The following is a 12,631-nucleotide window of genomic DNA, read 5'->3' as shown; positions in this document are numbered from 1 at the left end:
CCCGGTCATGTCAGGCTGAGGAAGCCGGCTTCCTCGAAGACCTCGACGCCGCGGGCCGTCAAGATGAACTCGGTGAACGCGGCCGCCGCCTCAGGGTTCGGCGCCGCCTTGAGCGGGACGATGCCGTAGTTGTTGACAGCGTCGAGCGCTTCAGGGAACTCGATCGGGTCGACCTCGAGAGCCGCCGACTTCGCGTCGGTCGCGTAGACGAGGCCGGCGTCGACCTCCCCGAGACTCACCTTCGTGAGCACTGCCTTGACGTCGCTCTCGAGGGTGTCCGGCTTCGGCACGATGTCGGTCTGCTCGAAGATCTTCGCCGCGGCGGCGCCGCATGGCACCTCTTCGTCGCAGAGCGCGATCTTGAGCTTGGGATCGGCGAAATCCTTCAGCCCCGTGATGCCAGCCGGGTTTCCTTCCGGGGTCACGATGACCAGCGCGTTGCGGGTGAACGTCGCCGGTGTCCACTCGACAAGCCCCGCATCCACGACCGTCCTCATCGTCGTGTCGTTCGCGGATGCGAAGACGTCGACGGGCGCCCCGCCCGTCACGATCTGCTCGGCCAGCGTCGGGCTGCCACCGAAGTTGAGCGTCACCGTGACGCCGGGGTGGTCGGCCTCGAACTCCTCCGCCAGCTGCGTGAACGTCTCGGTGAGCGAGGCGGCCGCGTAGACGGTGACGGTACCGGTCGGGCCTGTCTCGGTGGGCGATGGCATGGGGTCGGCGCTGCCGGAAGGTGTCGCCGGACCACCTGCGGGCGCGCAGCCCGCCAGGGCAGCCAGCAGAAGCGCGCCAGCGGAGGCGGCGAGCGCGCGCACCATCCCGAGTCTCCGCGTCTTACGCACTGTGCACTCCTTCGATTCCCACGTTGGTGGCCTTCACGCTCGCCACGACAAGGCTTCCGACCACGAGGCCGAGCTCGTCGACGGCCTCGCGCGAGACCAGTGAGACGATTCTGAATGGCCCCGCCTGGACGTCGACCTGGGCCATGACGGTGTCGAGCGTCAGCTTCGTGACGATGCCGCGCATCCGGTTGCGAGCGGATGCGGGTGGCAGCTCCACGAGGTCACCGCGCGCGTCGCTCTCCGCGAGCTCCTTCGCGAGGGAGGCGAGCTGCACGCCGGAGACCGTCTTCGCGCCAGCCTCGCCCTCGAGGTCGAGGCGGCCGCTCGCGCCCCAGCGTCGCAGGGTGTCATCGCTGACTCCGAGGAGCGAGGCTGCCTCGCTGACGCGGTATCGCTGTTCTGGCATGGGGGCATCTTCTCACGGTGAACCGCAGATGCGTCCGTCGAGTCCGCTTTCGACCCGCAGGTGCGCTCAGGATCGTCGGCTGAGCGCGAGCTCGCGGCGCTACCGGAGGATCTCGACGAGCAGCACCCACGCGTTGAGGGTCGCCCCGGCGAAGGTGAGGAGGAACCCAGCGGCCACCCAGGAGAGCGCCTCCCACGTTCCGAACGCGAGGACTCCGCCGATGAGCATCGGCAGGAGCTGCAGGACGGTGAACGCCACACGGAGGATGTGCTCGCGCAGGTGCCCGTTCGGATTCCTGAAGCCGATGACGCTCGTGCGCCAGTACAGCGCCGCCACGACCAGCGTGACGGCGAGTGTCACACCGCCGAACGCCATGTTGCTGATGCCGGGGATGAGGCCGGCCGCTCCGACGATGACGATGAGCAGCAGGGACGCGATGGTCGCGCCTGCCCTCGACGGCATGCTCTTGATCTTGATGATCATCGCGACGTTCACCGACATCGCCACGATGATGAGCCCGGCCAGGGCTGCGCCAGCGCCGACCGTGGCGACGAAGAAGCTCTCCCAGGCGTCGACGCTCATGCCTTGACCTCTTCCGTGGGCAGGATGCGGTCGGGGCGCGAGTAGATGACCATCGACTCCCCGCGGAGGAAGCCGATCAGCGTCATGCCGCCGGCTTCGGCGAGCTCGGCGGCGAGCGATGACGGCGCGGAGACGGCGGCGAGGATGGGGATGCCCGCCATCTTGGCCTTCTGCACGAGCTCGAAGCTCGATCGCCCTGAGACCTGCAGCACCGTTCCAGTGAGGGGCAGCCGGTCGTTCTGCACGGCCCAGCCGACGACCTTGTCGACGGCGTTGTGGCGGCCGACGTCCTCGCGCAGCACGAGCAGCCTGCCGGTGGCGGCGTCGAAGAGCGCGGCGGCGTGCAGGCCGCCCGTCTTCTCGAACACCGCCTGCTGCTCGCGGAGCTTGTCGGGGAACGTCACGAGCAGCCCCGCATCAAGCGTCACCGGGTCGCTCGCCACCTCGTAGCTGGAGGTCAGCTCGACGGCGTCGATGCTCGCCTTGCCGCAGAGCCCACACGAGCTGGTCGTGTAGAAGTTGCGCGCGAGGTCGGGGTCAGGCTGCGGGGTGTCCGCCGACAGGAGCACGTCGAGCACGTTGTAGGTGTTGAGCCCGTCGGCAGTGCCGTCGGCGCCCGCGCAGTACATCGCTGACCGGAACTGATCGCCTCGGGCGATGACCCCCTCCGAGACGAGGAAACCCGCCGCGAGCTCGAAGTCGTTGCCAGGCGTGCGCATGGTGATCGCGAGCTGCTGGCCTCCGACGCGGATCTCGAGGGGCTCTTCGGCCGCGAGGAAGTCGGCCTTCCGGCTCGGGGGCTTCCCGAGACTCAGCCGCGTGACGCTTCGCCGCACCGTGATCCGACCCACGCGCCCATGCTAGCCGCCCCCGCGCATCCGCACGCGGACCTGCACCGGAACGACGCCGGTCCCGGGCGGCTCGGGATGCGGCGGTAGGGTGACGCCATGCGTCTCGCCCCGCTTGTCGACCCCTCCCCTGAACTCGGTGGTGACGAGCTCGCCCGCACGGCACGCCAGCGCCGCCTGCCGGAGCTCGGCGAGATCGGGCAGCGTCGCCTCGCGGCGAGCAGGGTCGCCGTGCTCGGCGCCGGCGGCCTCGGAGCCCCCGCCCTGCAGTACCTCGCGGCCGCCGGGGTCGGCACGGTCGGCATCATCGACGCGGATGCGGTCGAGCCGAGCAACCTGCACCGGCAGGTCATCCACGGCATCGGCGACGTCGGCGCTCGCAAGACCGCGAGCGCTGCCCGCAGCCTCCGCGAGCTCGCGCCGGACGTCACCGTCATCGAACATGACGAGCGGCTCGACGAGTCCAACGCGACGCGCATCCTCGGCGGCTACGACCTGGTGCTCGACGGGGCAGACAACTTCGGGACCCGCTACGCCGTCGCCGACGCCTGCGAGCATCTCGGCCTCCCCCTCGTGTGGGGGTCTGTGCTTCGCTTCGACGCGCAGCTCAGCGTGTTCTGGTCGGCGCCGCCTGCCCCCGCCGTCGGCGTCACGCTGCGGGACGTCTTCCCGGAGCCGCCGCCCGCCGGGTCCGTGCCGTCCTGCGCCGAGGCCGGCGTGCTCGGCGCGCTCTGCGGCATCGTCGGCTCGATGATGGCGGTCGAGGCGATCAAGCTCGTCACAGGCATCGGCGAGGTGCTGCTCGGCAGGCTCGTCGTGGTCGAGGCGCTCACGATGCGCGTCTCCGAGCTGCCGCTGCGCGCGGTCCCCCAGCAGCTCCCCGCACAGCCCTCGGCGCGGACCGCTGCCCGGGATCAGCCGGCGGCGTCCCCACCAGGACAGCCGAGCCCGCTCGATTTCGACCCGACCCGGGACGCGCGCGGCCACTTCGTCGACGTGCGAGAGCCGGACGAGTACGCGGTCGACGCGATCCCCGGTGCCCATTCCCTCCCGCTCAGCGAGCTGATCCACCTCGAGCGAGAGCCAGAGGCTCTGACCGCTCGCCTGCGCCACCTCCTGCGTGAAGATGAGGCCGAGGTCCCCACACCGCTCAACCTCTACTGCGTCTCGGCGACGCGGGCACGACGTGCCGCGCTGCTGCTCGCCCCGCACGGCTACGAGGTGCGCGTCGTCCAGCCGTCGGCGCTCAGCCTGCTCCGGGCCCCAACCGGACTGCCGGACGCCGACGCAGCTCAGGCCGGGACGCTCGCATGATCGAGGTCGAGACCCAGCTGGCTCGCGTGCTCGCGGAGACACGGCCCCTGTCGAGCGAGACCGTTGCGCTCGCGGCAGCCCACGGGCGCGTCATCGCCGAGACCGTCGCCTCGAGGTACGCGCTGCCGCCGTGGACGAACTCCGCAATGGACGGCTACGCGGTGCGCTCCGCCGACGTGGCCACCGCGAGCGCGGACACCCCCGTCACCCTCGAGGTCGTCGCTGATCTGCCCGCCGGCGCGTCGGCGGACCCAGCCCTCTCGCCGGGGCAGGCCGCACGCATCATGACCGGTGCACCCGTCCCGGCGGACGCCGATGCGATCGTGCCCGTCGAGGCGACGGACGGAGGCGAGCGTCGAGTGAGCGTCACCACCCCCGCCGCCCCCGGCGTGCACATCCGCTCGGCTGGGGAGGACCGCCAGCCGGGTGATGCGCTCGTCTCGGCCGGGTCACGCGCCGGAGCCGAGGTGCTCTCCGCGCTGGCATCCGCCGGCTACGGCAGCATCGCCGTGGCTCGACGCCCTCGAGTCGCCGTCATCGCCACGGGCAGCGAGCTCGTCGCCCCTGGCGAGCCGCTCGACCGCGGCCAGATCCCTGATTCCAACTCGCTGCTCATCTCCTCGCTCGCCATCGAGCACGGTGCGGAGCTCGTCGAGGTCGTCAGGGTCTCCGACGACATCGCCGACCTCGACACGGCGCTTCGGCGGCTCGCCGGCCGGTGCGACGTCATCGTGCTCACGGGTGGTGTGAGCATGGGCGCCTACGACCCCGTCAAGGAGCTCCTCTCTCCCGGCGGCCAGGTGAGCTTCGAGAAGGTCGCCATGCAGCCGGGCAAGCCGCAGGGCTTCGGCCGCCTCGGTGACCCCTGGGTCGGAGCGGGCGAGCCCGGCCCCCTCGTGTTCGGCCTCCCCGGCAACCCCGTGAGCGCCTGGGTCTCATTCCTCGTGTTCGTGCGGCCGTGTCTGCGCGCGCTGCAAGGCGCATCCCTCGTCGAGGATCCGCGGCTGAGCGCGCGAGCCGAGACCGGATGGCGCACCCCGCCGGGGCGCCGCCAGTACCTGCCCGCACGCATCCGCCTCACCGATGCGGGAGTCCTGGTCTCCCCGGCAGCCGCCCGTGGGTCCGGCTCGCACCTCGTGGGCAGCCTCGCCGACGCGAACGGCTACGCCATCGTCGATGCGAGCGTCGAGCGCGTGCAGGAGGGTGACCTGGTGCACGTCGTTCGGCTGATGTCGGACGTCGGTGCAAGACTCTGAGCATGACGAACTTCACGCACCTCGACGCAGCCGGCCACGCACGCATGGTCGATGTCACCGAGAAGCAGCCGACCGTGCGCGCCGCGACGGCGTCCGGCATGGTCTTCTGCGGCGAGCAGGTGCTGGAGGCGCTCACGAACGACGCCGTGCCGAAGGGTGACGCGTTCGCGGTGGCGCGCATCGCCGGCATCCAGGGCGCGAAGAAGTGCGCCGAGCTCCTCCCGCTCGCCCACATCATCGGCGTGCACGGCGCGGCGGTCGACCTCGAGCTGCGCGACGACGGCGTGCTCATCACGGCGACCGTGCGCACGGCCGATCGCACGGGCGTCGAGATGGAGGCCTTCACCGCCGTCTCGGTTGCGGCGCTCGCGCTGGTCGACATGGTGAAGGGCATCGACAAGTCGGTGACCATCGGCGACATCAAGCTCATCGCGAAGACCGGCGGGAAGTCCGGGCCGTGGAAGCGCGAGCAGTAGGGCAGTCGCCCGGCGCGCCCACGGCGTCTGTCGGGTTCGACGCCGTCATCCTGGCCGGTGGCCGCGGCTCGCGCCTGGGAGGCGTGAGCAAGGGCGAGCTCGAGATCGGCGGTCGTCGCCTCGTCGACATCGCCGTTGTCGCCGCGAGGGATGCCGGGGCGAGACGGATCATCGTCGTCGGTCCGGTTGCCGTGGCTTCACCTGCCGTGGTCGTGCGCGAGGAGCACCCGTTCGGCGGGCCGGCGGCTGGGCTGGCGGCGGCTCTCCCGAGCGTCGAGTCACCGCGTGTCCTGCTGCTCGCCTGCGACCTCCCGCGCGCTGCAGAGCTCGTCGCGCTGCTGGTCGGGCGCCTCGAGTCGCAGCCGGCCGGGCTGTGCGAGGCGGACAACGCCTCCGGCCCGGACGGTGCTGTGATCGTCGACTCGGATGGGCGCGTGCAGTGGCTCGCTGGGCTCTACCGCGCCGAGGCGGTGAAGCATGCGCTCGCGAACTCTCCGGGATCGGGCGCGCACGGCCTCCCTCTCCGCCGGGTCCTCGAACACCTCGAGCTCGCGCGAGTGCTCGACGAGACCGGCGCCGCCGCAGACATCGATACCCCCGAGCAGCTGGAGGCGGCACGCGCCCTGGCCGCCGCCTCCGCCTCCCCAGGCCTGCCGACAGACCAGCCGACAACGAGGAAGGAACCGTCAGCGATGACCGAGAAGCCCAAGCATCTGCCCCCTGAGGCGCTCGACGCGTGGCTTGCCGAAGCCAAACGCGTGCTCGAGCTCGACGACGACATCGACGTCGCCGTCGTCCTCGATGTCGCCAGGGACGTCGCCCACAACGTCGCTCGGCCCGCGGCGCCACTCACGACGTTCGCGCTCGGGCTCGCGCTGGGGCGGCAGAGCTCTACCGCAGACTCCCCCGAGGCGTTCGCGCGCCTCGCCGAGCTCGTCACCGAACGGGCTCTCGTCTGGGAGCATCAGGCATGAGCGCGGCGTCGCGAGTGCGCGTCTTCGCCGGCGCCGCCGAGGCCGTGGGCGGCAGCGAGTTCGCGGTCGAGGTCGACTCGATCGGCGCGCTGTTGACGGCGCTCAACCCGTCGGCTGACGCTCACATCGCCGAAGTCCTCGCGCGCTGCTCCTTCCTCGTGGACGGGGTGCGAACCTCCGACGCCGGCGCGACCATCGCGCCCGGAGCATCCGTCGACGTGCTCCCGCCCTTCGCTGGCGGCTGATCGCTGCCGACCGCCAGGCGCGGCGCGAACGGCCGACTGCGCGTCGCCCGCTAGCCGCCGATCGCGTTCATGCCGCGGGCAGGCTGCAGGAAGCTGGGGTCGTTGATGGCGTGCCCGGGCAGCTTGTTGTGGATGCACGAACGCAGCATCGCGTCGACCGCCAGTTCCGAGTCGGTCCAGTTCCCCGCCGCGTGGCGTGCTCGCGCGGCATCGTCGGCGTCGAGCGCGAAGCTCGGGTCGGCGCGGAGGATCGGCATGAGGTCGTACTCGCTCGTCGAGAACAGGCAGTTGCGGAGCTGCCCGTCAGCCGTGAGCCGCAGGCGGTCGCAGTTCCCGCAGAACGGCGCCGTGACGGAGGCGATGACACCGACCGTGTGCGGCCCGCCGTCGATGGTCCACCGTTCGGCCGGCGCACCGCCGCGTCCGGGGACCGGGGCGAGCTCGAATCTCGCGCCGAGGGCCTCGAGGATCTCCTCCCGGGTCACCATCTGCATGCGATCCCAGGTGTGGCCGGCGTCGAGCGGCATCTGCTCGATGAAGCGCATCTGCGCGTCGTGCTCCATGGCGAACTCCACGAGCTCCACGATCTCGTCGTCGTTCACGCCGCGCATGGCGACGGCGTTGAGCTTGAGCGGGCGCAGCGACGACGCCTGCGCGGCGCGGATGCCGGCGAGCACCTCGTCGAGCTTGTCGCGCCGGGTGAGGGACGTGAAGCGGTCGCGTCGCAGGGTGTCGATGGACACGTTGAGACGGTCGAGACCCGCGTCGATGAGCTGCGGCAGCATCCGCGGCAGGAGGATGCCGTTGGTGGTCATCGCCACTTGCACGCGTCCGTTCGGCCCCTCGATCGCGGAGATGCGCCGCACGATGTCGGCGGCGTCGCGGCGAAGGAGCGGCTCCCCGCCGGTCAGTCGAAACGTCGTGATTCCGGATGCGGCGGCGAGCTGCGCGATGCGCACGATCTGGTCGGTCGTGAGGATGCTGTCCTTCTCGAGGAACTCGTTGCCCTCCGCCGGCATGCAGTACGTGCAGCGCAGGGAGCACTTGTCGGTCAGCGAGATGCGGAGGTCGCGGTGCACGCGCCCGTGCGTGTCGACAAGCGGGGCCCCGGGCGCAGCTGCGAGCTGCGGCTCCACGAGCCGTGGCCTGCGCGAGATCGTGACGGGCACTGCGCTCATGGCAGGCCGACCCAGGATGCGGCGCCGTCAGCCTCGTGCTGGTGCTTCCAGATCGGCACCTCGGACTTCACGTCTTCGACGAGGGCGCGGCTCACGTCGTAGGCCTCGCCGCGGTGGGCGCTCGAGACGCAGGCGATGAGTGCGATGTCGCCGACCTTCAGGTGCCCGATCCGGTGACTCACGGCGATTCGGACGCCGTCTTGAGCATGGGCCGTGACGAGCTCCTCGAGCACGCGCTCGGCGTCTGGGTGCGCGGTGTAGTCGAGCGAGACGACGCGGCCGGCGGCCTCCGGGTCGTGGTCTCGGATCTGCCCGACGAAGGTCACGACGGCGCCCGCTCGGGGGTCGTCGACGGCGGCGAGATGCTCGGCGAGCAGGAGCTCGTCGGTGGTCACGCGGGCGAGGGGGGTGCCGGTCACGAAGGGTGGTCTCCGCCACGCAGCTGGTCGAGGATGTGCGGGATGAGGGGCGCCAGCAGCGCCACGCCGTCGCGGGCCGCGCCAGGTGAGCCCGCGAGGTTCACGACGAGGCTCGGCGCTCCGCGGCCAGGCCGGTCGATGATGCCGGCGAGGCCCCGCGAGAGGACCGCGGTCGGCACCCGGTCGCGGGCTGTGGCCCTGAGCGCTTCAGCGATGCCGGGAAGCTCACGTGTGATCAGCGGCCAGGTGGCCTCCGGCGTCTCGTCGCGCGGCGAGAGCCCGGTGCCCCCGAGCGTGACGATGAGCTGCGCGCCCGCATCCGCTGCGTGCGCGATGGCATCGCGCACGACGGTCGCACCGTCCGGGACGACCGAGAGGGCGACGGAGGTGTAGCCGTGCCTCGCGAGTGCGTCGACCGCCGCGGGACCGGAGAGGTCATCGCGCTCGCCCCGAGCCGAGCGGTCGGAGACCGTGATGACGGCGATCGTCGCCTGCTGCTCTTCGTTCGATGCTTGCCGCTCGAGGGACGCTTCCTGCATGGGTCGAGCGTACCTGCTCGGCTCGCGGGGAAGCCCTGCTCAGGCCGCGAGCGCGCCGGTCGCTGCGGCGATGCCGAGGAGCACCACGGCGAGGAGGGGGAAGCTCCCCTGGATGCTGCCCGCGCGCAGCTTCGTGCGGTCGCTCGTGACGAGCACCAGGGCGGCGAGCAGCATGGACCCGGCGCCGGCGAAGATCAGCGTCGCCCCGATCGCTGGGTGACCTGCGACCGTGAGCACGACCCCCAGGCCGGCCATGATCGCGAGGAACAGGTTGTAGAAGCCCTGGTTGAAGGCCAGCGACTTCGTGGTCTCGGCGACCTCGAGCGACGGGATGCCGAACGTTCTCCGAGTCGATTCGGTCGTCCATCGGAGGGATTCGAGGATGAAGATGTAGACGTGCACGAGGGCCGCGAGAGCGGCGAGGACGAGGGCGGCGACAAGCACGAGATGCTCCTAGATCGGTGTATTCTGAAACGAACGTTACAGTATCGGAGGTCAGATGGCACGCACGAAGAACTTCGAGCAGGATGACGCAACTCGAGGGGCGCGCACGCTCTTCTGGCGCCAAGGCTACGACTCTGCATCCACGAGCGACATCGAGGCCGCAACCGGCTTGAGTCGGTCGAGCATCTACAACACCTTCGGCAGCAAGCGAGGACTCTTCGACGCCGCCGTGCAGAGCTACCTCGACGACGTCGTGCATCCCTTGCTCGCACCGCTGCTCGCCGAACCCGTCTCCGCGTCCGCCCTCGATGACTACCTCGCGAGACTCTCGGCAGCCGTCGCCGCACAGGGTCAACGAGACGACGTGCGCGGCTGCCTCCTCCTCGCCACCGCCGCGAGCTCACTTGCACGAGACCCCGCGGTTCGCGACACCATCACCGACTATCGCGCGACACTCGAGCGGGCGATCCTCCGCGGCACCGCCGCACTTGGCCACCCCCGTGAGACCGGCTCCCTCGTGACGTCAGCGGTCGTCGGGGTGCTGACCATCGCGCGCGTCGACACCCGCGCGGCGACGGATGCACTCGAGGCCGTCCGCGCCGCCGTCCGCACCTGATCCAGTGACCTCTCTGAGATTCATCAACTCAGTGGTTGACAAGCGTTCAACTCGGTCGCAGACTTGGGCCATCAACCATCTGGTTGACAAAACACCCCGAGGAGCCATGGACCACGACGCGCTCTCCCCCGTCTTCGCCGCACTCGCCGACCCGACTCGACGAGACCTCATCGCCAGGCTCGCCGATGGCGACGCGACGGTCGGCGAGCTCGCCGCCCCCTACGACGTCTCCGTGCAGGCCATCTCGAAGCATCTCCGCGTTCTCGAGGATTCCGGACTGGTCTCCCGCACGAGCGACGCGGTCCGCGCTCCCCGCCACCTCGAAGCCGAGGTCCTCAGCCTGATGACCACATGGATAGAGCGCTACCAGGCGACCGCCGAGGCCAGATTCCGCCGACTCGACGCGCTCCTCGAGTCCCAGACCGACCAGACCCCACCCACAGCAGCAGCACCCGAGAAAGGAACACCATCATGAGCACCACCTCAGCCAAGGACACCGTCGTCACCGTCGGCGAGGACCTCCCGAACATCACCGTCGTCCGCGAGTTCGACGCCACACCCGAGCGCGTCTTCTTCGCGTTCATCGACCCCGACCTCTTCACCAAATGGGTGGGCCCGCACGACGTCTCCACCAACATCGACCACTGGAACGCCGTCACGGGAGGCGCCTACCGCTGGGTGAACCTGCAGGGCGGCGAGGAGATCGCGAGGTTCTTCGGCTCGTTCCACGAGATCCGCGAGAACGAGCGCATCGTGCAGACGCAGACCTTCGAGATGATCCCGGACGGCGTCCTGCTCGAGACCATCACCTTCGAGGCACTCGAGGGCGGCCGCACGAGGGTCACGAGCACGAGCCTGCTCGAGTCCTTCCAGATGCGCGACGGCCTGGTCGCGAGCGGCATGGAGCACGGCGTGCGGGACGGCTACGAGAAGCTCGACGCGCTCCTCGCCGCGTGAACGGCCCTCCCGACGCGCGCATCTGACGCCAGGCCCTGCCGGTTTGCGTGCTGAAAGCCCCGAGATCCAGCACCACGTGCCGGGTCCGGGGCTTTCATCACGCAAGCTGGTCAGGCGAGGAGGAGGCCAAGCGCGGTGCTCAGGCCGCGAGCGCCGCCCGGGGCAGCCGATCGAAGAGCTTGTCGAAGACGGCCAGCCGGTCGAACTGCAGTGCGTAGTCCCTCGCCTGGACGGCGAGCAGTCGGCGTTCGGCGGCGCTCGTCTCGAGCACGGCCGTGTTGAGCGCCTCTGCGATCGACGACGGACTGTTGACGGGCACGATGATGGCGTGGTCACCGACGGCCTCCCCCACCCCTCCCGTGACGGTCGTGATGACGGGGCCTCCACCTGCGAGCATCTTCTCCGCGAGCGCGATCCCGAAGGTCTCGATGAACTCCGGGCGCGGCTTCGTCGGCAGCACGAACGCGGCGCAGCCCGCCATGAGGAAGGGCTTCTCCGCGTCGCCGACGTCTTCGAGGAAGTGGATGCGGTGCGCGAGCGGTGACGCGGCCCCGATGGCCTTGAGCTCCTCGGCCTGCGGCCCGCGCCCGGCGATGACGAGCTGGATCTCGGGGTCGTCGGCGACGCGGGACTGCTCGAAGCCCGCGATGAGGTCCTCGACGCCCTTCGCCTCGGTGAGGCGCGACAGGAACATGACGTAGCCGTCGCGCTTCAGCCCGCGCGCCTCGACGGCCGCGGTGACGTCGGTGTCCGCGAGGCCGACGTAGGCGCTCGAGTCGATGGCCGGGTAGGAGATCTCGATGCGGTCTTCGCACTGGGGCGCGTAGCGGGTGCCGTGCTGCGCGTCCACCTTCGCCGCCTCCCCCACGATGAGGTCGCGCGTGTACTCGGAGACGGCGACGCAGACGTCCTGCGACAGGTAGGCGGAGAGGATATGGGCGGCGGCCCCGAGGCGGCCTTCCTCGACGGCGTGCTTGACGACGTTGGTGACGTCGGAGCCGACGGCCTCGGCGATGGTGGTCACGTTGACGGGGAGGCCCGTCGAGCGTGCGACGGTGAGCGCCTCGGCCACGGCGAGCGTGTGCGGGCTGAGGTACAGCGACATGCACACGGTCGGGACTCCGTCGGTGAAGAGCTCGACGAGGCGCCCGATGAGGCCGGCGAGGTAGCGGCCGTCTGGCACCTTGTAGTCGCCGACGGGTGCTGGTCGGTCGACGAAGATGCCGTCGCTGTATGGCATGACGGTCTCGAGCGGCTTGAGCGGCAGCCCTGCCGCTTGGAGGCGCTCGATGGGCCAGGTGACGATGCGGACTTCGTCGAAGCCGCGCAGGCGTGCGGCTTCCGCGAGGTTGCGGGCTTCCACGGAGTGCCCGCAGATGACCGGATCGGCGCGGACGACGATCACGAGGCGGTTCTGGATCTTGTTCATGAGGGCCCTCCCGGGGTTGGTGTCGACGGCAGGCCGTCGGCAGCCCACCCGGGCCGGCGCTAATGAGAGAGTCGCGCAGGCCGGCAGGGAACTTGGTCGTGTGTGA

The 12,631-nt window shown here is 70.4% G+C and carries 17 protein-coding genes; 8 read left to right on the top strand and 9 right to left on the bottom strand.

The window, feature by feature from the left end:
• Window positions 1–5: 5 nt before the first annotated feature.
• From modA to fdhD, 4 genes are all read right to left on the bottom strand, one after another.
• Window positions 6–842, bottom strand: coding sequence for a molybdate ABC transporter substrate-binding protein (modA, locus tag C5B97_RS08015; protein ID WP_258068072.1), 837 nt, complete (start codon window positions 840–842; stop codon window positions 6–8).
• A complete protein-coding gene (locus C5B97_RS08010) occupies window positions 835–1,248 on the bottom strand; it encodes a molybdopterin-binding protein (protein ID WP_104311590.1) in 414 nt (137 codons plus the stop codon). The genes modA and C5B97_RS08010 overlap by 8 nt, the downstream gene beginning before the upstream one ends.
• Before the next feature lie 99 nt (window positions 1,249–1,347).
• Window positions 1,348–1,830, bottom strand: coding sequence for a hypothetical protein (locus tag C5B97_RS08005; protein WP_104311589.1), 483 nt, complete (start codon window positions 1,828–1,830; stop codon window positions 1,348–1,350).
• Complete coding sequence (gene fdhD / locus C5B97_RS08000; protein ID WP_104311588.1) at window positions 1,827–2,681, bottom strand: formate dehydrogenase accessory sulfurtransferase FdhD; 855 nt, start codon at window positions 2,679–2,681, stop codon at window positions 1,827–1,829. The genes C5B97_RS08005 and fdhD overlap by 4 nt, the downstream gene beginning before the upstream one ends.
• A gap of 96 nt (window positions 2,682–2,777) precedes the next feature.
• Here fdhD and C5B97_RS07995 point away from each other — a divergent pair, with 96 nt between their 5' ends.
• The 5 genes from C5B97_RS07995 to C5B97_RS07975 are packed head-to-tail and all read left to right on the top strand — an operon-like array spanning window position 2,778 to window position 6,943.
• The gene (locus tag C5B97_RS07995) at window positions 2,778–3,992 is read left to right on the top strand and encodes a ThiF family adenylyltransferase (RefSeq protein ID WP_104311587.1); all 1,215 of its coding nucleotides are present in this window, start codon (window positions 2,778–2,780) and stop codon (window positions 3,990–3,992) included.
• Window positions 3,989–5,248 carry a gephyrin-like molybdotransferase Glp gene (gene glp, locus C5B97_RS07990; RefSeq protein ID WP_104311586.1) on the top strand — a complete coding sequence of 420 codons (1,260 nt, stop codon included), beginning with the start codon at window positions 3,989–3,991 and terminating at the stop codon, window positions 5,246–5,248. Before C5B97_RS07995 ends, glp begins: the two co-directional genes overlap by 4 nt.
• Window positions 5,249–5,250: 2 nt before the next feature.
• On the top strand, window positions 5,251–5,724 hold the full coding sequence (moaC, locus tag C5B97_RS07985) for a cyclic pyranopterin monophosphate synthase MoaC (RefSeq protein WP_104311585.1): 474 nt from the start codon (window positions 5,251–5,253) through the stop codon (window positions 5,722–5,724).
• The gene (locus C5B97_RS07980; RefSeq protein WP_104311584.1) at window positions 5,706–6,698 is read left to right on the top strand and encodes an NTP transferase domain-containing protein; all 993 of its coding nucleotides are present in this window, start codon (window positions 5,706–5,708) and stop codon (window positions 6,696–6,698) included. The genes moaC and C5B97_RS07980 overlap by 19 nt, the downstream gene beginning before the upstream one ends.
• Window positions 6,695–6,943, top strand: coding sequence for a MoaD/ThiS family protein (locus C5B97_RS07975; protein WP_104311583.1), 249 nt, complete (start codon window positions 6,695–6,697; stop codon window positions 6,941–6,943). Before C5B97_RS07980 ends, C5B97_RS07975 begins: the two co-directional genes overlap by 4 nt.
• A gap of 50 nt (window positions 6,944–6,993) precedes the next feature.
• Here the strand turns inward: C5B97_RS07975 and moaA are convergent, their stop codons facing one another.
• Genes moaA through C5B97_RS07955 form a run of 4 tightly spaced genes read right to left on the bottom strand, consistent with a single transcriptional unit; the run spans window position 6,994 to window position 9,523 of the window.
• Complete coding sequence (moaA, locus tag C5B97_RS07970) at window positions 6,994–8,121, bottom strand: GTP 3',8-cyclase MoaA (RefSeq protein ID WP_104311582.1); 1,128 nt, start codon at window positions 8,119–8,121, stop codon at window positions 6,994–6,996.
• Complete coding sequence (locus C5B97_RS07965) at window positions 8,118–8,540, bottom strand: molybdenum cofactor biosynthesis protein MoaE (RefSeq protein ID WP_104311581.1); 423 nt, start codon at window positions 8,538–8,540, stop codon at window positions 8,118–8,120. Before C5B97_RS07965 ends, moaA begins: the two co-directional genes overlap by 4 nt.
• Window positions 8,537–9,079, bottom strand: a complete 543-nt coding sequence (locus C5B97_RS07960) for a molybdenum cofactor biosynthesis protein B (RefSeq protein ID WP_104311580.1) — start codon at window positions 9,077–9,079, stop codon at window positions 8,537–8,539. Before C5B97_RS07960 ends, C5B97_RS07965 begins: the two co-directional genes overlap by 4 nt.
• 39 nt (window positions 9,080–9,118) lie before the next feature.
• Complete coding sequence (locus C5B97_RS07955) at window positions 9,119–9,523, bottom strand: DUF1304 domain-containing protein (protein WP_104311579.1); 405 nt, start codon at window positions 9,521–9,523, stop codon at window positions 9,119–9,121.
• A gap of 55 nt (window positions 9,524–9,578) precedes the next feature.
• Between C5B97_RS07955 and C5B97_RS07950 the strand changes: the two genes are divergently transcribed.
• From C5B97_RS07950 to C5B97_RS07940, 3 genes are all read left to right on the top strand, one after another.
• Window positions 9,579–10,139 (top strand): TetR/AcrR family transcriptional regulator, encoded by a 561-nt coding sequence (locus C5B97_RS07950; protein ID WP_104311578.1) that lies wholly within the window; start codon window positions 9,579–9,581, stop codon window positions 10,137–10,139.
• A gap of 106 nt (window positions 10,140–10,245) precedes the next feature.
• Window positions 10,246–10,614, top strand: a complete 369-nt coding sequence (locus C5B97_RS07945) for a helix-turn-helix transcriptional regulator (RefSeq protein WP_104311577.1) — start codon at window positions 10,246–10,248, stop codon at window positions 10,612–10,614.
• Window positions 10,611–11,096 carry an SRPBCC family protein gene (locus C5B97_RS07940; protein ID WP_104311576.1) on the top strand — a complete coding sequence of 162 codons (486 nt, stop codon included), beginning with the start codon at window positions 10,611–10,613 and terminating at the stop codon, window positions 11,094–11,096. The genes C5B97_RS07945 and C5B97_RS07940 overlap by 4 nt, the downstream gene beginning before the upstream one ends.
• 139 nt (window positions 11,097–11,235) lie before the next feature.
• Here the strand turns inward: C5B97_RS07940 and C5B97_RS07935 are convergent, their stop codons facing one another.
• Window positions 11,236–12,525 carry a glycosyltransferase gene (locus tag C5B97_RS07935; protein WP_104311575.1) on the bottom strand — a complete coding sequence of 430 codons (1,290 nt, stop codon included), beginning with the start codon at window positions 12,523–12,525 and terminating at the stop codon, window positions 11,236–11,238.
• Window positions 12,526–12,631 lie beyond the last annotated feature (106 nt).

The organism is Pseudoclavibacter sp. RFBB5 (genome assembly GCF_002931555.1).
In the GTDB taxonomy this organism is placed as follows: Bacteria; Actinomycetota; Actinomycetes; order Actinomycetales; family Microbacteriaceae; genus Pseudoclavibacter.
The sequence above is the reverse complement of the archived record's forward strand: the minus strand, read 5'-3'. Positions and strand labels throughout refer to the sequence as shown.